General features: G+C 66.8%; 20 protein-coding genes. 19 read left to right on the forward strand and 1 reads right to left on the reverse strand.

Features of this window, described 5'->3' with window-relative positions; genetic code table 11:
- The 13 genes from rplC (at nt 1) to A5747_RS16840 (ending at nt 9,305) form a co-directional block, all read left to right on the forward strand.
- Nucleotides 1–654, forward strand: coding sequence for a 50S ribosomal protein L3 (gene rplC / locus A5747_RS16780; protein WP_076126210.1), 654 nt, complete (start codon nt 1–3; stop codon nt 652–654).
- Nucleotides 654–1,316 (forward strand): 50S ribosomal protein L4, encoded by a 663-nt coding sequence (gene rplD, locus A5747_RS16785; RefSeq protein ID WP_076126212.1) that lies wholly within the window; start codon nt 654–656, stop codon nt 1,314–1,316. Before rplC ends, rplD begins: the two co-directional genes overlap by 1 nt.
- Nucleotides 1,317–1,619: a 50S ribosomal protein L23 gene (rplW, locus tag A5747_RS16790; RefSeq protein ID WP_076061501.1), complete on the forward strand. Its 303-nt coding sequence runs from the start codon at nt 1,317–1,319 to the stop codon at nt 1,617–1,619. It abuts the gene before it with no gap.
- 29 nt (nt 1,620–1,648) lie between these two features.
- Complete coding sequence (gene rplB / locus A5747_RS16795) at nt 1,649–2,491, forward strand: 50S ribosomal protein L2 (RefSeq protein ID WP_076126213.1); 843 nt, start codon at nt 1,649–1,651, stop codon at nt 2,489–2,491.
- A 12-nt stretch (nt 2,492–2,503) separates the two neighbouring features.
- Complete coding sequence (gene rpsS, locus A5747_RS16800; RefSeq protein WP_007167837.1) at nt 2,504–2,785, forward strand: 30S ribosomal protein S19; 282 nt, start codon at nt 2,504–2,506, stop codon at nt 2,783–2,785.
- Nucleotides 2,782–3,390, forward strand: a complete 609-nt coding sequence (gene rplV / locus A5747_RS16805) for a 50S ribosomal protein L22 (RefSeq protein ID WP_076126215.1) — start codon at nt 2,782–2,784, stop codon at nt 3,388–3,390. The genes rpsS and rplV overlap by 4 nt, the downstream gene beginning before the upstream one ends.
- The gene (gene rpsC / locus A5747_RS16810; RefSeq protein ID WP_076061507.1) at nt 3,390–4,217 is read left to right on the forward strand and encodes a 30S ribosomal protein S3; all 828 of its coding nucleotides are present in this window, start codon (nt 3,390–3,392) and stop codon (nt 4,215–4,217) included. The genes rplV and rpsC overlap by 1 nt, the downstream gene beginning before the upstream one ends.
- Before the next feature lie 3 nt (nt 4,218–4,220).
- Nucleotides 4,221–4,637, forward strand: a complete 417-nt coding sequence (gene rplP / locus A5747_RS16815) for a 50S ribosomal protein L16 (protein ID WP_076061509.1) — start codon at nt 4,221–4,223, stop codon at nt 4,635–4,637.
- Entirely contained in the window at nt 4,637–4,870 is a 234-nt protein-coding gene (gene rpmC / locus A5747_RS16820) for a 50S ribosomal protein L29 (protein WP_076126217.1), read from the forward strand. Before rplP ends, rpmC begins: the two co-directional genes overlap by 1 nt.
- A complete protein-coding gene (rpsQ, locus tag A5747_RS16825) occupies nt 4,867–5,265 on the forward strand; it encodes a 30S ribosomal protein S17 (protein ID WP_139333432.1) in 399 nt (132 codons plus the stop codon). The genes rpmC and rpsQ overlap by 4 nt, the downstream gene beginning before the upstream one ends.
- Before the next feature lie 74 nt (nt 5,266–5,339).
- Nucleotides 5,340–7,700 (forward strand): arylsulfatase, encoded by a 2,361-nt coding sequence (locus A5747_RS16830; protein WP_076126221.1) that lies wholly within the window; start codon nt 5,340–5,342, stop codon nt 7,698–7,700.
- A gap of 28 nt (nt 7,701–7,728) precedes the next feature.
- Nucleotides 7,729–8,331, forward strand: coding sequence for a hypothetical protein (locus tag A5747_RS25510; RefSeq protein WP_233148070.1), 603 nt, complete (start codon nt 7,729–7,731; stop codon nt 8,329–8,331).
- 53 nt (nt 8,332–8,384) lie between these two features.
- Nucleotides 8,385–9,305 carry a DUF4436 domain-containing protein gene (locus A5747_RS16840; RefSeq protein WP_076126223.1) on the forward strand — a complete coding sequence of 307 codons (921 nt, stop codon included), beginning with the start codon at nt 8,385–8,387 and terminating at the stop codon, nt 9,303–9,305.
- A gap of 1 nt (nt 9,306) precedes the next feature.
- Here A5747_RS16840 and pstS read toward each other — a convergent pair whose 3' ends face one another.
- Nucleotides 9,307–10,425, reverse strand: a complete 1,119-nt coding sequence (pstS, locus tag A5747_RS16845; protein ID WP_076126225.1) for a phosphate ABC transporter substrate-binding protein PstS — start codon at nt 10,423–10,425, stop codon at nt 9,307–9,309.
- Between the two features lie 210 nt (nt 10,426–10,635).
- Between pstS and A5747_RS16850 the strand changes: the two genes are divergently transcribed.
- The 6 genes from A5747_RS16850 (at nt 10,636) to A5747_RS16875 (ending at nt 16,881) form a co-directional block, all read left to right on the forward strand.
- On the forward strand, nt 10,636–11,577 hold the full coding sequence (locus tag A5747_RS16850) for a DUF4436 domain-containing protein (RefSeq protein WP_076126227.1): 942 nt from the start codon (nt 10,636–10,638) through the stop codon (nt 11,575–11,577).
- 36 nt (nt 11,578–11,613) lie between these two features.
- Nucleotides 11,614–12,510: a formylglycine-generating enzyme family protein gene (locus tag A5747_RS16855; RefSeq protein WP_076126229.1), complete on the forward strand. Its 897-nt coding sequence runs from the start codon at nt 11,614–11,616 to the stop codon at nt 12,508–12,510.
- A gap of 209 nt (nt 12,511–12,719) precedes the next feature.
- On the forward strand, nt 12,720–13,679 hold the full coding sequence (locus tag A5747_RS16860; protein WP_083667622.1) for a DUF4436 domain-containing protein: 960 nt from the start codon (nt 12,720–12,722) through the stop codon (nt 13,677–13,679).
- Nucleotides 13,680–13,981: 302 nt separating this feature from the next.
- Nucleotides 13,982–14,821, forward strand: a complete 840-nt coding sequence (locus tag A5747_RS16865; RefSeq protein WP_083667624.1) for a DUF4436 domain-containing protein — start codon at nt 13,982–13,984, stop codon at nt 14,819–14,821.
- Nucleotides 14,822–14,856: 35 nt separating this feature from the next.
- Nucleotides 14,857–16,329, forward strand: a complete 1,473-nt coding sequence (locus A5747_RS16870; RefSeq protein WP_076126233.1) for an HNH endonuclease signature motif containing protein — start codon at nt 14,857–14,859, stop codon at nt 16,327–16,329.
- Nucleotides 16,330–16,344: 15 nt separating this feature from the next.
- Nucleotides 16,345–16,881: a DinB family protein gene (locus A5747_RS16875; RefSeq protein WP_076126510.1), complete on the forward strand. Its 537-nt coding sequence runs from the start codon at nt 16,345–16,347 to the stop codon at nt 16,879–16,881.
- Nucleotides 16,882–16,970 lie beyond the last annotated feature (89 nt).

A 16,970-nucleotide genomic window follows, 5' to 3' on the forward strand; every position in this document is an offset into this window, starting at 1 on the left:
ATGGCAAGAAAAGGCATTCTGGGTACCAAGCTGGGCATGACGCAGGTGTTCGACGAGAACAACCGGGTCGTCCCGGTGACCGTGGTCAAGGCGGGCCCGAACGTGGTGACCCGCATCCGCACGCCGGAGCGCGACGGCTACAGCGCCGTGCAGCTGGCGTACGGGGAGATCAGTCCGCGCAAGGTCAACAAGCCGGTGACGGGCCAGTACAGCGCGGCGGGCGTCAACCGGCGCCGCTTCTTGGCGGAGCTGCGCCTGGACAACCCGGACGCGGCGGCCGAATACGAGGTCGGCCAGGAGTTGACGGCCGAGATCTTCGCCGACGGTGCCTATGTCGACGTGACGGGCACGTCGAAGGGCAAGGGCTTCGCCGGAACCATGAAGCGGCACGGCTTCCGCGGTCAGGGCGCCAGCCACGGCGCCCAGGCGGTGCACCGGCGGCCGGGTTCCATCGGCGGCTGCGCCACTCCGGCGCGCGTCTTCAAGGGCACCCGGATGGCCGGCCGGATGGGCAACGACCGGGTGACGGTGCAGAACCTGTTGGTGCACAAGGTCGATCCGGAGAACGGCGTGCTGCTGATCAAGGGCGCGATCCCCGGCCGCACCGGCGGGCTCGTGATGGTCCGCAGCGCGATCAAACGAGGTGAGAAGTGATGGCAGCCAACACCCTGAAGATCGACGTCAAGACACCCGACGGCAAGGTCGAGGGTTCCGTCGAGCTGCCCGCCGAATTGTTCGATGCGCCGGCCAATATCGCGCTGATGCACCAGGTGGTCACCGCGCAGCGGGCGGCGGCCCGGCAGGGCACGCACTCGACCAAGACGCGCGGCGACGTCCGCGGCGGCGGCCGCAAGCCCTACCGGCAGAAGGGAACCGGACGGGCCCGGCAGGGTTCGACGCGGGCCCCGCAGTTCACCGGCGGTGGTGTCGTGCACGGCCCCAAGCCGCGCGACTACAGCCAGCGCACGCCCAAGAAGATGATCGCCGCCGCACTCCGCGGGGCGTTGTCCGACCGAGCACGCAACGGGCGCATCCACGCCGTCACCGAGCTGGTGTCGGGTCAGACCCCGTCAACCAAGAGCGCCAAGGCATTCCTGGGCACCCTCACCGACCGCAAGCAGGTGCTGGTCGTCATCGGCCGCAGCGACGAGGCCGGCGCGAAAAGCGTGCGCAACCTGCCCGGCGTGCACATCCTGGCGCCCGATCAGCTCAATACCTATGACGTGCTGCGCTCCGACGACGTGGTGTTCAGCGTTGAGGCGCTGCGCGCCTACATCGCCGCCGGCACGAGTTCTGCCGAGGAGGTAACGGCGTAGATGGCGACCATCACTGACCCCCGCGACATCATCCTGGCTCCGGTCATCTCCGAGAAGTCCTACAGCCTGCTCGATGACAACGTGTACACCTTTGTGGTGCACCCGGATTCGAACAAGACGCAGATCAAGATCGCCGTCGAGAAGATCTTTTCGGTCAAGGTCGCATCGGTGAACACGGCGAACAGGCAGGGCAAGCGGAAGCGCACCAGGACCGGTTACGGAAAGCGCAAGAACACCAAGCGCGCCATCGTCACGCTGGCGCCGGGCAGCAAGCCGATCGACCTGTTCGGAGCACCGGCCTAGCCGCGCGCGAGAGAAAGACACGATTAGACATGGCAATTCGCAAATACAAGCCGACGACCCCGGGCCGTCGCGGCGCCAGCGTGTCCGATTTCGCCGAGATCACGCGGTCGGAGCCGGAGAAGTCGTTGGTGCGCCCGCTGCACGGTCATGGTGGGCGCAACGCCCACGGCCGGATCACCACCCGCCACCGCGGTGGCGGTCACAAGCGCGCCTACCGGGTGATCGACTTCCGCCGCAACGACAAAGACGGTGTCAACGCCAAGGTCGCGCACATCGAGTACGACCCGAACCGCACCGCGAACATTGCGCTGCTGCATTTCTTTGACGGCGAGAAGCGCTACATCATTGCGCCGCAAGGGCTCTCGCAGGGTGACGTGGTGGAGTCCGGTGCCAACGCCGACATCAAGCCGGGCAACAACCTGCCGTTGCGCAACATCCCGGCCGGTACCTTGGTCCACGCCGTGGAGCTGCGGCCGGGCGGTGGCGCGAAGCTCGCGCGGTCGGCCGGGTCGAGCATCCAGCTGCTCGGCAAGGAGGGCAGCTACGCGTCGCTGCGCATGCCCAGCGGCGAGATCCGCCGGGTCGACGTGCGCTGCCGCGCAACGGTCGGCGAGGTGGGCAACGCCGAGCAGGCAAACATCAACTGGGGCAAGGCCGGTCGCATGCGGTGGAAGGGCAAGCGTCCTTCCGTCCGCGGTGTGGTCATGAACCCGGTTGACCACCCGCACGGCGGTGGCGAGGGCAAGACCTCCGGTGGCCGTCACCCGGTCAGCCCGTGGGGTCAGCCCGAGGGCCGCACCCGCCACCCGAATAAGCAAAGCAACAAGCTCATCGTCCGGCGCCGGCGCACCGGCAAGAAGCACTCGCGGTAGGAGTAGCGAACCATGCCACGCAGCCTGAAGAAGGGTCCGTTCGTCGACGACCACCTGCTCAAGAAGGTGGACGCGCAGAACGAGAAGAACACCAAGCAGGTCATCAAGACCTGGTCGAGGCGTTCGACGATCATTCCGGACTTCATCGGCCACACCTTCGCCGTGCACGACGGGCGCAAGCACGTCCCGGTGTTCGTCACCGAGGCGATGGTCGGCCACAAGCTCGGTGAGTTCGCGCCGACGCGAACCTTCAAGGGGCACATCAAGGACGACCGAAAGGCCAAGCGTCGATGAGCACCACTACGGAATTTCCCTCGGCGGTCGCCAAGGCGCGGTTCGTCCGGGTGTCGCCGAGAAAGGCGCGCCGGGTCATCGACCTGGTTCGCGGCCGCTCGGTGGCCGACGCGCTGGACATCCTGCGCTGGGCCCCGCAAGCCGCCAGTGAACCGGTCGCCAAAGTGATCGCCAGCGCCGCGGCCAACGCGCAGAACAACAACGGACTGGACCCGGCGACCCTGGTGGTCGCCACCGTCTACGCCGACGAGGGCCCCACCTCCAAGCGCATCCGTCCGCGCGCCCAGGGCCGCGCGTTCCGAATCCGCAGGCGCACCAGCCACATCACCGTCGTGGTGGAGAGCCGGCCCGCCAGGGACCAGCGGTCCGCGAAGTCGACCAGGGCGCGCCGCGCCGAGGCCAGCAAGGCCGCCGCGAAGGCCCCGGCCAAGAAGGCCGCCGCCAAGAAGGCGCCGGCCAAGAAGGCTCCCGCCAAGAAGGCTCCCGCGAAATCGGCGGCCAAATCCCCGGCCAAGAAGGCGGCCGCCAAGAAGGCTGCGGTCAAACCAGAGGGCAAATCCGCGGAAGCCGGAGAGACTTCTGAAGCGAAGGGAGGCTCCGACTAGTGGGCCAAAAGATCAATCCGCACGGCTTCCGGCTCGGGATCACCACCGACTGGAAGTCGCGCTGGTACGCCGACAAGCAGTACGCCGAGTACGTCAAGGAAGACGTCGCGATCCGTCGGCTGCTGTCCACCGGCCTGGAGCGCGCCGGGATCGCCGACGTGGAGATCGAGCGCACCCGCGACCGGGTCCGGGTGGACATCCATACCGCGCGTCCCGGCATCGTCATCGGCCGCCGCGGCACCGAGGCCGACCGGATCCGCGCCGACCTGGAGAAGCTGACCGGCAAGCAGGTGCAGCTCAACATCCTCGAGGTCAAAAACCCTGAGTCGCAAGCACAATTGGTGGCCCAGGGCGTCGCCGAGCAGCTGAGCAACCGGGTGGCGTTCCGCCGCGCGATGCGCAAGGCCATCCAGTCGGCGATGCGGCAGCCCAACGTCAAGGGCATCCGGGTGCAGTGCTCCGGGCGCCTCGGCGGCGCGGAGATGAGCCGTTCGGAGTTCTACCGCGAGGGCCGCGTGCCGCTGCACACCCTGCGCGCCGACATCGACTACGGCCTCTACGAAGCCAAGACCACCTTCGGCCGGATCGGTGTGAAGGTGTGGATCTACAAGGGCGACATCGTCGGCGGCAAGCGCGAATTGGCCGCCGCCGCACCGGCGGGCGCCGACCGCCCGCGCCGCGAGCGGCCCTCGGGCACCCGTCCGCGCCGCAGTGGCGCGTCGGGCACCACGGCGACCAGCACCGAGGCCGGCCGCGCTGCGGGCGCCGAGGAAACCCCCGCCCCCGAGGCCGCGGCGCCCGTCGAACCGCAGAGCACGGAGAGCTGAATTATGTTGATTCCCCGCAAAGTCAAACACCGCAAGCAGCACCATCCCCGCCAGCGCGGCATCGCCAGCGGCGGCACCCAGGTGAACTTCGGCGACTACGGCATCCAGGCGCTCGAGCACGCCTACGTCACCAACCGGCAGATCGAGTCCGCGCGTATCGCGATCAACCGCCACATCAAGCGTGGCGGCAAGGTGTGGATCAACGTCTTCCCCGACCGCCCGCTGACCAAGAAGCCCGCGGAGACCCGGATGGGTTCGGGTAAGGGTTCGCCGGAGTGGTGGATTGTCAACGTCAAGCCGGGCCGGATCCTGTTCGAGCTCAGTTACCCCAACGAGCAGACCGCCCGTGCGGCGCTCACCCGCGCGATCCACAAGCTGCCGATCAAGGCACGCATCGTTACCCGAGAGGATCAGTTCTGATGGCAGTGGGAATTTCGCCTGGCGAACTGCGTGAGCTCACCGACGACGAGCTGACCGAGCGCCTGCGCGAATCCAAGGAGGAGCTGTTCAACCTCCGCTTCCAGATGGCGACCGGGCAGCTCAACAACAACCGCCGGTTGCGGACCGTGCGCCACGAAATCGCGCGCGTCTACACCGTGCTGCGCGAACGAGAACTGGGCCTGGCTTCCGGGCCCGACGGTAAGGAATCGTGATGGCAGAATCCAAGACCGCGTCCAAGACCGCCGCAAAAAAGGCCCCGGCGAAAGCGGCGGCGAAGGCCGCTCCTAAGCGCGCCGCCGCACAGGACACCGCCTCGACGGACAAGGGTCCCAAGCACACACCGGCCGCCCCGAAGACCCGGGGCCGGCGCAAGACGCGCATCGGTTACGTGGTGAGCGACAAGATGCAGAAGACCATCGTGGTCGAGCTGGAAGACCGCATGCGGCACCCGCTGTACGGCAAGATCATCCGGACTACCAAGAAGGTCAAGGCGCACGACGAGAACAGCACCGCCGGTATCGGAGACCGGGTCGCGCTGATGGAGACGCGCCCGACCTCGGCGACCAAGCGCTGGCGGCTTGTCGAGATCTTGGAAAAGGCCAAGTAGCCCCGAAGCGACATCGAGCGTAACGCCACGGCGAAAAAAGATCGCGATCTTCGCAGTGGCGTTACGCTCGGCGCATGTCGACTGACTCCCGAGCCTTTCAGGGCAAAATCGAGCTGGATATTCGCGATTCGGAGCCGGACTGGGGTCCGTACGCCGCGCCGACCGCGCCACCGAACTCGCCGAACATCCTCTATCTGGTCTGGGACGACACCGGCATCGCGACCTGGGACTGCTTCGGCGGCCTGGTCGAGATGCCCGCCATGACGCGGATCGCCGAACGCGGGGTGCGCCTGTCCCAATTCCACACCACCGCGCTGTGCTCACCGACCCGTGCGTCGTTGCTGACCGGTCGCAACGCCACCACGGTGGGTATGGCCACCATCGAGGAATTCACCGACGGCTTCCCGAACTGCAACGGTCGCATTCCGCCCGACACCGCGCTGCTGTCCGAAGCGCTCGCCGAACGCGGCTACAACACCTACTGCGTCGGCAAGTGGCATCTGACGCCGCTCGAAGAGTCCAGCATGGCGTCGACCAAGCGGCACTGGCCGACCTCGCGCGGTTTCGAACGGTTCTACGGATTCCTGGGCGGCGAGACCGACCAGTGGTATCCCGACTTGGTGTACGACAACCACCCGGTGAATCCGCCCGGCACGCCGGAGGACGGCTATCACCTGTCGAAGGACATCGCCGACAAGACCATCGAGTTCATCCGCGACGCCAAGGTGATCGCGCCCGACAAACCGTGGTTCAGCTACGTGTGCCCCGGCGCCGGTCATGCGCCGCACCACGTCTTCAAGGAATGGGCCGACAAATACGCCGGCCGGTTCGACATGGGTTACGAGCGCTACCGCGAGATCGTGCTGGAAAAGCAGAAGTCGATGGGGATCGTGCCGCCGGACACCGAATTGTCGCCCGTCAACCCGTATTTGGACGTGACGGGACCCCAGGGCCAGGCGTGGCCGATGCAGGACACTGTGCGGCCGTGGGATTCGCTCAACGACGAGGAGAAAAAGCTGTTCAACCGGATGGCCGAAGTCTTCGCCGGTTTCCTCAGCTACACCGATGCCCAAATCGGCCGAATCCTGGACTATCTCGAGGAATCCGGCCAGCTGGACAACACCATCATCGTGGTGATCTCCGACAACGGCGCCAGCGGCGAGGGCGGTCCGAACGGGTCGGTCAATGAAGGCAAATTCTTCAACGGCTACATCGACACGGTCGAAGAGAGCATGAAGCTGTTCGACCACCTCGGCGGCCCGGAGACCTACAACCATTACCCGATCGGCTGGGCGATGGCGTTTAACACGCCCTACAAGCTCTTCAAGCGCTACGCCTCGCATGAAGGCGGGATCGCCGACACCGCGATCATCTCCTGGCCCAACGGCATTGCCGCACACGGCGAGGTCCGCGACACCTATGTCAACGTCTGCGATATCACGCCCACGGTCTACGACCTGTTGGACATGACACCGCCGGAGTTGGTCAAGGGCATCCCGCAGAAGCCGCTGGACGGCGTGAGCTTCAAAGCGGCCCTGGCCGATCCGAACGCCGATACCGGCAAGGAGACCCAGTTCTACGCCATGCTGGGTACCCGCGGGATCTGGCACCAGGGCTGGTTCGCCAACACGATCCACGCGGCGACACCGGCGGGGTGGTCGCATTTCGACGCCGACCGCTGGGAGCTGTTCCACATCGAGGCCGATCGCAGCCAATGCCACGACCTGGCCGCCGAGCAACCCGAGAAGCTGGAAGAGCTTAAGGCGCTGTGGTTTTCCGAGGCCGACAAGTACAACGGCCTTCCGCTGGCCGATCTGGACCTGATGGAAACGCTGACACGTTTCCGTCCGTACCTGGTCGGCGAGCGGACCAGCTACACCTACTATCCGAACTGCGCGGACGTCGGCATCGGCGCCGCCGCCGAGATCCGTGGCCGGTCGTTTGCCGTGCTGGCCGACGTGACCGTGGATACCACCGGCGCCGAAGGCGTTCTGTTCAAGCAGGGCGGCGCCCACGGCGGGCACGTGCTGTTCATCCAGGACGGTCGCCTGCACTACGTTTACAACTTCCTCGGCGAGAGGCAGCAGCTGGTTTCGTCGTCCGACCCGGTTCCGTTGGGCCGGCACGTGTTCGGCGTCGGCTATCTGCGGACCGGAACCGTGGCGAACAGCCACACTCCGCTCGGTGACCTCACGCTCTTCGTCGACGACAAGGAAGTCGGCACGCTCGCCGATGTGAGCACCCATCCCGGAACGTTCGGGCTGGCCGGTGCCGGCATCACCGTCGGGCGCAACGGCGGTTCCGGAGTCTCCAGTCGCTACAAGGCGCCGTTCGAGTTCACCGGTGGCACCATCAAGCAGGTCGACGTCGACCTGTCCGGCCGGCCGTACATCGACGTGGAAGCCGAAGTTGCGCTTGCGTTTTCGCGCGACTGAGCTGGGTATTGGCCTGCTCTGCCTGTGCGTGGGCGTGGCGGCCGGCTGCGAGCGGACCACCGGTGGTTCCGCCACCCCGGTGACATCCAGACCCCCCGATCCGGCCGAGCCGGTGCCGGGCGTCGAAGTCACCCTGCCCGACCACATCCCGCCCAACGCCGTCGCGTGCATGCCGCCACCGCCGACCAGCGGGAGCATGGCCAGGGCGGCGGTGGCGGATCCGGTGGCGCCGGTGATCGTCACACCGCTGCCGGACGGCTGGAACTCGACTACCGGCAGCGGCGACGTGGCGCTGACATCGACCGGCCCGGAAGGGATGTCGGTGAAGGTGACCATCACCCCGACGGACCTCGATCCCGGCGGAGCTTTCCTGCGCTACGCCACCGACCTGCGCACGGCCAAACCCGACGTCCGCCTCACCGTCGCACCGGCCCAGTTCTGCGGCTACAGCAGCCAGCTGCTGAACGGCACCATCGGGTCCGGCACAGCCTTCGCCGACCGCATCACCCACATCTGGACCAACACCAGGGCGTACCTGGTGGTCATCCATCTTGAAGGCCCCGCGGGAGCGCCCGGCTTCGATGCGGCGAAATCGACCGTGACGCAGCAGTTCGCGGTAGTAATCCCCTGAAAGTCCGTTTTCGTTGTGGGGCCGCTGCTAGCATCTGGCCCCGTGATGCCTCGATGACCGCCGGACCTCTGCCGCCGCCGGCGCCGCCCGGGGGGCGTGGCCGGCAGCTCGCGCTCGCGTTCGCGATCCTGGTGGCCGTCATCGTCGTCTATGTCCTTTCCCTGATCGCCGTACACCTGCTGGCCAAGTCGGCGCCCCCGCTGCCCGCGGTGGACCTGAGCAAGGTCGAGGCCGAGGACAGCGTCGTGCAGGTGCGCCTGGAGAAGCTGGATACCGTCGCCAACCGCTTGACGGTGAATGTTCTTGTCTATCCGAAGGATTCGCTGTACGACAAGAACTTCGGCGTGCTCACCACCGATGCCGCGGTACGGCTGTATCCGGAGAACGACCTGGGGGACCTGCAGTACCCGGTGGGCAAGGCGCCGGCGCAAGTCAGCACCACCATCGCCGCGCAGGGTGATCCCGGTAACTGGCCGTTCGACTCCTACAAGACGGAGGTCATCGCGGCCGACGTGTTCACCGGCTCCGGACCCAACCGTGAAAAGGCGCCCGCCCGTGTCGAAGCCACCGGGAAGCTCGACGGCTGGGACGCCACCGTTACCCGCGTGCACGACCCCGACGATGCCAACCCGAACGTGCAGGACAATGTGATCATCACGTTGCACCGGGCCAAGGGGCCGCTGATCTTCGACGTCGGCATCTGCCTGGTCCTTATCGCCCTGCCGGTGCTGGCGTTGTGGGTGGCCATTCCCGTGGCGTTGGGCCGGACGCCGTTCTTACCGCCGATGACGACCTGGTACGGCGCGATGCTGTTTGCGATTGTCCCGCTGCGCAATATCCTGCCCGGCAGCCCACCGTACGGTTCGTGGATCGACCAAGCCGTCGTGCTGTGGGTGTTGATCGGGCTGGTGGTCGCGATGGCACTCTTCCTGGTCGGTTGGTGGCGGCAACGGGAGCGAAGACAAAAGACCTGACCTACTGCGGGTTCGGGGCTCCGGTGATGGCGTCGACGGCGCCGGATACGCGTGCCTGGAAGTCGGGCGACAGCGGGATGTAACCGCTTTTGTTGAGGTCGATCTGGCCGGGGCCGATGGCCGCCTGCAGGAATGCCTTGACCGCCTGGGCCACGTCGGGGCTGGGGTACTTGGAGCAGACGATCTCGTACGTGGCCAAGACGATCGGGTAGACGTCGGGTTGGGCGGGGTTGTAGAACGACGAAAGGTCGAGGACGAGGTCGTTGCCGTTGCCGATGATCTTCGCGCCGGTGATGGTCTTGCCGACGGTGTCGGTGCCGATCCGGACCGGGCGCAAGGACCTACGGCTCGCCGGGGTCTTGATCTCGGCGGCGTAAAGCCCTTGCTGCAGCGCGAAAGACAACTCGTTGTAGCTGATCGCACCCTCGGTGGTTTTCACGGCCCCCGAGGTGCCGACGTTGCCCGCGGCGCCGGTGCCGACGCCGCCGTTGAACATCTTGCCGGCGCCCTTACTCCAGGCACCGCCCGACGCGGCCTGAAGGTAGGACTGGAAGTTGTCGGTGGTGCCGGACGCGTCGCTGCGGTAGATGACCCGGATGTCCTCCGCGGGCATGGATGCGTTGAGCGCCGTCAGGGCCGGGTCGTCCCAGCGCGTGATGGTGCCGTTGAAGATCTTGGCCAGCGTGGGAGCGTCGAGGACCAACGAGTCAACGGCGCTGAGGTTGTACGTGATGGCCAGCGGGCCGAAGACCACCGGCAGGTTCCAGGCGTCGGCGCCTCCGCATCGCTGCTTGGCGGCGGGGTATTGGTCGTCCGAGAGGGGTGTATCCGATCCACCGAAATCGGTTTTGCCGCTGAGGAATTCGCTGATTCCCGCGCCCGAGCCGTTGGCGGTGTAGTTGAGCGTTTGCCCGGCGCAGACCTTGGTGTAGGCCGCGACGAATCGGCTCATCGCGTGGGCCTGCGCGGTCGAGCCGCTGGCGGCCAGGGCCTGTTTGCCGCCGCAGTCCACCTTGGCCCCGGCGGCATAGGCCAGGGTTGCATGGGAGTTGCTGCAGCCGGCAAGGGCGATGGCACCAACCGCGAGCACGCTGACGGCGGCTGATCGCTTGTGCTTCACACACAGACATTTACCGCCAGTGAATTAACAGGCAAACCAACACCGAATGAACGGGTTCGCTGGGGGGCGAGCAGCCGTCCGGCGGTCGCCGGAAATTGCCTATTGATCGCGGAAATTTCGATTCTCCGCGCGGACCGCACCGGTTCGCTACCATCGAATCCTCGTGTGCTTGCCCGCCGGGCCACCGCAATCCCACGGAGGTGCTGACCGATGACCCATCAAGCCCCACCGGCACCCCCGCCCCCGACGCCTCCCACGCCGACGCCCGAGGCCGCGCCCGATGCTCCCGCCAAACGGGGGGGACGGCGCACGCTGTTGGTAATCGGCATCCTGGTGGCTTTCATCATCGTCTACGGCCTGTCGCTATTCGGCGTCCACTTGCTGTCCAAATCGGCGGCACCGATCAAGCCGCCGGACTTGAACGCCACCGGCGACACCGTCGTGCTGGTGCGTCTCGAAAAGCTGGAAACCGTCGCGAATCGCCTCACCGTGAAGGTGCTTGTGATCCCCGAGGATTCCATGTTCGACAAGCGCCTCGACGTCCTTAAGACCGACACCGCGGTGCGTATGGACCCCCCTAACGATCTCGGAGACCTCCAATACCCGGCGGGGAAGTCGCCGGCGCAGGTTGCCACCACGATCGAGGCGCATGGCGATCCGAACAACTGGCCGTTCGACTCCTACAGCACCGACACCCTGTCGGCGGAGGTGCTCGTTGGGCAGGGCGACGCCCGCCAGTACATACCCGCCCGGGTGGAAGTGACCGGGGCGTTGGACGGTTGGGACGTCAGCGTCCAGCGCGTGGGTGAAGCCAGCCAGGAGGCGGATCGCCCGGACAACGTCATCATCACGTTGCATCGCGCTAAGGGGCCGCTGATCTTCGACCTGGGCATTTGCCTTGTCCTGTTCGCCCTACCCACGCTGGCTTTTGCCGTGGCCATTCAAATCGCGCTGGGCAGACGGAAATTCGTGCCGCCCTTCGTGACGTGGTTCGCTGCCATGCTGTTCGCCGTGATCCCGATACGCAATTTCCTTCCGGGGTCTCCGCCTCCGGGCGCATGGATCGACCAGGTTCTGGTGATCTGGGTGCTGATGGCGCTCGTCGCGGCGATGGCCCTGTACATGTTCACCTGGTACCGGCAATCGGACTGAAGCGTTTCGCATAGCCAGCAGTCCTACCCTGAAGGGGTGCTCACCGAGCTGGTCGACCTCCCGGGCGGATCGTTCCGCATGGGGTCGACCAGCTTCTACCCCGAAGAGGCGCCGATCCACACCGTGACCGTCGCTGCATTCGCGGTGGAGCGGCACCCGGTGACCAACGCGCAATTCGCCGAATTCGTCGACGCCACAGGCTATGTGACGGTCGCCGAGCAACCGATCGATCCGACTCTGTACCCGGGTGCGGACCCGGCCGACCTGTGCCCGGGAGCGATGGTTTTCCGCCCGACGCCGGGCCCGGTCGATCTTCGCGACTGGCGGCAGTGGTGGGGCTGGGCGCCGGGTGCGACATGGCGTCATCCGTTCGGTCCCGACGGCCCGGACAGCACCGCCGACCGAGCCGACCATCCGGTGGTCCAGGTGGCCTATCCCGACGCCGCGGCCTACGCGCGATGGGCCGGGCGCCGGCTGCCGACCGAGGCCGAGTGGGAGTACGCTGCGCGCGGCGCAACCACGACGACCTACGCGTGGGGTGAGGAGGAGAAGCCCGGCGGCCGGCTGATGGCCAACACCTGGCAGGGCAGCTTCCCGTATCGCAACGACGGTGCGCTCGGCTGGACGGGGACGTCGCCGGTGGGGACGTTCCCCCCCAACGGTTTTGGCCTCGTCGACATGATCGGCAATGTCTGGGAGTGGACCGCCACCGAGTTTTCCGCGCACCACCGGCTCGACCAACCTCCGAAGGCCTGCTGCGCACCCGCGGGACCCGCCGACCCGGCCGTCAGCCAGACGTTGAAGGGCGGGTCGCACCTGTGCGCTCCGGAGTATTGCCATCGCTACCGTCCCGCCGCGCGGTCGCCGCAGTCACAGGACACCGCGACGACCCATATTGGGTTTCGCTGCGTGGCCAATCCGGTGTCCGGCTAGCAACGTCGTGGCCCGTCGCCGGTCGCGCCCGGCTCGGGTCGCCCGTCCGCCAGGTGAACGGTGGATGTCGGGAGGATGACGGAACCGCCATATGCGGACCGACATGCGATTTCGCCGCGCGGGCGGCGCGACCGTTCGCTAGCATCTGAGGCCGTGGCGTCCCGACGAACTGGATCGCTCCGGCCACTTCCAGACCGGCCCCAGCAACGATGACCACGCAAGCGCGGCCGGCACCGCCCGCGGTCCCGTCGACGGCGCCGTCGGGCAACGGGAAGCCACCGCAGAAGCCGAAACCGTCGAAACCCCGCATCGCGATCGGTTTTGGTGTCCTGGTGACGGTCATTGCCGCCTACGCCCTGTCGCTGCTGGGCGTTCACTGGCTGGAAAGGTCGGAGGGCCCGCTGCCGCCGCTGGATCTAAGCCAGGGCGGGGGCGACGCGACCATCGTGCAGCTGCGCGTCGAGGAGCTGAAGCCCGTCGCACACCGTCTCTCGGTGAATGTGCTTGTGTATCCCGGGGTTTCGGCGTACGACAACCGCTACGACGTGCTGGGCACCGATGTCGCCGTGCGTCTGTATCCGACCAGCGACCTCGGGGACCTGCATTACCCGAAGGGAAAGGCGCCCGCACAACTGAGCACCACCGTCGAGGCGCGCGGTGATCCCGGCAACTGGCCGTTCGACTCGTACCAGACCGAGCCGATCTCGGCCGATGCGTTCGTCGGAGCGGGCGACAACCCCAAGAAAGTGCCCGCCCGCGTCGAAGTGACGGGGGAGCTGGACGGTTGGGACATCAGCGTCCACCGCGTCCACGACCCCGCCGCGCTGCCGACCTCTCGCGCCAGCGACAACGGGAACGTCGTCGTCACCCTGCGAAGGGCCAAGGGGCCGTTGATCTTTGACTTAGGCATCTGCTTGGTGTTGATCAGCCTGCCTACCCTGGCGCTGTTGGTGGCCATTCCGATGGCCCTGGGCAGGAGAAAATTCCTGCCGCCGTTCGCGACGTGGTATGCCGCGAACCTGTTCGCCATCGTCCCGCTGCGCAACATCCTCCCCGGCGCCCCACCGCCGGGCTCGTGGATCGACCAAGCCATCGTGCAGTGGGTGCTGATCGCCTTGGTGACGGCGATGAGTCTGTACATCTTCGCCTGGGTCCGGCAAGGAGATTGATTTTCGCTTGCGCCGGTGTCGGTGCTGTTAAATGCTTGTAAGGGCATAGTTCTACGCGCTGCCAGCAAACAGCACCGTTGATAGCGTTTTACTTCGTGTCGGTGCTCAGAGACTTAGCTGCTGCCGCGGATGATCCGCCAGCCGAGGCAGCGCCGAAGTTCCTCGCGCCGGGAACCGTGGCGCCCGCTACGGGCCCCACCAATGGCAGTCAAGCTCCGCCGGCCCCGCGACCCACTGCGACCCAGCAACAGGCACCGTCGCAGTCCGAGAAAACGGCTCATAAACCGCGACGACGACACCTCGTGCTCGATGTCTCCATCATCGTGGGCGTCGTGGTCGTCTACGTCCTATCCCTGCTCGGCTATCACTGGTTGGCCAGCGCCCCCGGTCCGTTGCCCGACCCGGACGTGAGCACCACCGACAACACCGTGGTGTTGGTGCGCTTGGAGAAGTTGGACACCATCGCAAAGCGCGTCGACGTCAAGGTAGAGGTGCTGCCGGACGATTCGATGGTCGACCATCGCCTCAACGTATTGAACACCGACATGTCCGTGCGTTTCCTCCCGCACAACGACCTGGGAGACCTGCAATTCCCGGCCGGCAAGTCGCCGGCGCGGGTCACCACCACCATCGAGGTGCACGGCGACCCCGGTGACTGGCCTTTCGACTCATACCGGACCGATACCATCCAAGCGGACGTTCTCGTCGGAAGTGGCGAGAACCGTCAGTACATACCCGCCCGGGTCGAAGTGACCGGATCGCTGGAGGGCTGGAATATCTCGGCCAGTCGAGTCGGGCGGGATAGCCACGACTCGGATCGCCCGGACAACGTCGTCGTGACGGTGAAGCGGGCCAAGGGTCCGCTGGTCTTCGACCTCGGTATCTGCCTGGTGCTCATCACGCTGCCGACGTTGGCGCTGTTCGTGGCCATTCAGATGCTTACCGGCAGAAGACAATTCTTGCCGCCCTTTTCCACTTGGTACGCGGCGATGCTGTTTGCGGTCGTGCCGTTGCGAAACATCCTGCCCGGCACCCCGCCTGCTGGTTCGTGGGTCGACCAAGCCGTTGTGATCTGGGTGCTGATCGCGCTGGCCACGGCGCTGGTGCTGTACATCGCCGCCTGGTACCGGCACTCGAGCTAGGGCGGTTGTCGTAAGGACGTGCCATACTCGAACACATGTTCGATGAACGGCTGCACGAGTACTGGCAGCCCCCGCAAACCGAGGGCTCGCGGGCGCTGGTGGACCGCATGTGCGCGTCGTGGCGAGCCGAGGCCCAGGCGGCCGCGGCTCGGCTGGACGCGATTGGCGAACTGTTCGAGATGCGGCGGGCCCAGCGCGGCGAGCGGCCCGACTGGGCAGTGGACACGTGGGCCGCGGTGGGGGCCGAAGTGGCCGCGGCGTTTCGGATCAGCCTGGCGCTGGCCGGCAGCTTCATGCGGTACGCGCTGGCGATGCGCGAGCGACTACCGGAGGTGGCAGCGGTTTTTCGCGCCGGCGACATCGACTATCGGATGTTCCAGACACTGATGTATCGCACCGATCTGATCACCGACGCCGACGTGCTGGCGGCGGTGGACGCGACCCTGGCCGCCAATGTGGTGCGGTGGCCGTCGATGACCCAGGGCCGATTGGCCGGGCAGGTCGACAAGATCGTCGCCAGGGCCGACGCGGATGCGGTGCGCCAGCGCCGAAAGAGCCAGGGCGACCGCGAGATCTGGATCGGCGATCGGGTCGCGGACGGAGTCTCGGAGATCCATGGCAGCATGCTGACCCCAGATGCGCACGCGCTGGACCAGCGGTTGAACGCGTTGGCCGCCACGGTATGCGAGCATGACCCGCGCAGCCAGCAGCAGCGCCGCTCCGATGCCCTCGGGGCGCTGGCCGTCGGGGCCGACCGGCTGGGATGCCGATGCGGGCGGCCTGATTGCGCCGCCGGAAAACGCCGGCCGGCCTCGCCGGTGGTGATCCACGTGATCGCCGAGCAGGCCACCCTCGACGGCCGCGGTAGCGCCCCGGGCTCGGAGCTGGGCGCCGACGTGCTGATTCCACCCGAGCTGGTGGCCGAACTAGCCAAGTCGGCCAAGCTGATGCCGCTCATCCACCCCAGCGATGCCCCACCCGAAAATGGTTATGTGCCCTCGGCCGCGCTGGCCGATTTCGTTCGGTGCCGGGACCTGACGTGCCGCTGGCCCGGCTGTGACCAAGCGGCCGTCGACTGCGATGTGGACCACACCATCCCCTATAGCCAGGGCGGGCCCACCCACGCGAGCAACCTCAAGTGCTATTGCCGCACCCATCATCTGGTTAAGACGTTTTTCGGCTGGACCGAACAGCAGCTGCCCGATGGCACGCTGATTTTGACCTCGCCCGCCGGCCGGACATATGTCACCACCCCGGGCAGCGCGCTGCTGTTCCCCAGCCTGTGTCGCTCGATGGGTGGCATGCCCGCCGCCGAGGTCGACGTGCCCCAGGATTACTGCGCCGAGCGCACCGCGATGATGCCCAAGCGGCGGCGCACCCGCGCCCAGAACCGCGCAAGCGCCGTCGCCATCGAACGCAACCACAACCGCCGGGCCCGCCTGGAGCGCCAGGCGCTGCTGGCCGGACCCGCCCCACCCCCGGAAGACGACGAACCGCCACCGTTCTAGGTGGAGGATGTTCCCATGCCCGCGCCGCTGCCGCCGCTCGCCGAGGAGGATCACGTCTGCGACGTCTGTGGGATCGCATTCGCCGAGACCCGGATCGACGACGCGGTCGGCGTCATCGCCGGCATACCGGACGCGGCGCGCGATGCCGTGCGCGCGATACCGGCGGAGGTTCGCCGGGTTCGGCCCAGTCCCGAGGTGTGGTCGGCCGCCGAGTACCTCTGCCACCTGCGCGACGTCTACGTCGCCTTCACCATCCGGCTTTACCGCGTCCGCACCGAGGACAAGCCCGCCCTGGAGCCGATGTTCAACGATTTGCGGGCCCGCCGTTTCCGGTACAACGAGTGCGACATCGAAGCCACGCTCGAGGAGCTGGCGAGGGCGGCGGCGGGTTTCCGCGACGAAATCGCGCGGGTGCGCGACGACGGCTGGGACCGCGCGGCCACCCGTTTGCCGGGGGAGGTACGCACCGCGCGGTGGCTGGTGCGCCAGGCGATGCACGAAGGCGTTCACCACCTCGGCGACATCCGCAGAATCGGCGAAATCGCCCGCTGACGGCAATTCGCCGACAATTTGGCTCTGAGCTGGCCGTCCCCTAGACTCTAGGGGTTGCCTTGGGCAGACCTCGGCCGGTGCGAATCGGC

Source organism: Mycobacterium sp. IS-836, from assembly GCF_001954275.1.
Taxonomy (GTDB): Bacteria; Actinomycetota; Actinomycetes; order Mycobacteriales; family Mycobacteriaceae; genus Mycobacterium.

Coding starts and splice junctions, on each gene's coding strand:
- rplC (WP_076126210.1), top strand. CDS start 1: ATGGCAAGAAAAGGCATTCTGGGTACCAAGCTGGGCATGACGCAGGTG.
- rplD (WP_076126212.1), top strand. CDS start 654: ATGGCAGCCAACACCCTGAAGATCGACGTCAAGACACCCGACGGCAAG.
- rplW (WP_076061501.1), top strand. CDS start 1,317: ATGGCGACCATCACTGACCCCCGCGACATCATCCTGGCTCCGGTCATC.
- rplB (WP_076126213.1), top strand. CDS start 1,649: ATGGCAATTCGCAAATACAAGCCGACGACCCCGGGCCGTCGCGGCGCC.
- rpsS (WP_007167837.1), top strand. CDS start 2,504: ATGCCACGCAGCCTGAAGAAGGGTCCGTTCGTCGACGACCACCTGCTC.
- rplV (WP_076126215.1), top strand. CDS start 2,782: ATGAGCACCACTACGGAATTTCCCTCGGCGGTCGCCAAGGCGCGGTTC.
- rplP (WP_076061509.1), top strand. CDS start 4,221: ATGTTGATTCCCCGCAAAGTCAAACACCGCAAGCAGCACCATCCCCGC.
- rpmC (WP_076126217.1), top strand. CDS start 4,637: ATGGCAGTGGGAATTTCGCCTGGCGAACTGCGTGAGCTCACCGACGAC.
- A5747_RS16830 (WP_076126221.1), top strand. CDS start 5,340: ATGTCGACTGACTCCCGAGCCTTTCAGGGCAAAATCGAGCTGGATATT.
- A5747_RS16840 (WP_076126223.1), top strand. CDS start 8,385: ATGACCGCCGGACCTCTGCCGCCGCCGGCGCCGCCCGGGGGGCGTGGC.
- A5747_RS16850 (WP_076126227.1), top strand. CDS start 10,636: ATGACCCATCAAGCCCCACCGGCACCCCCGCCCCCGACGCCTCCCACG.
- A5747_RS16860 (WP_083667622.1), top strand. CDS start 12,720: ATGACCACGCAAGCGCGGCCGGCACCGCCCGCGGTCCCGTCGACGGCG.
- A5747_RS16870 (WP_076126233.1), top strand. CDS start 14,857: ATGTTCGATGAACGGCTGCACGAGTACTGGCAGCCCCCGCAAACCGAG.
- A5747_RS16875 (WP_076126510.1), top strand. CDS start 16,345: ATGCCCGCGCCGCTGCCGCCGCTCGCCGAGGAGGATCACGTCTGCGAC.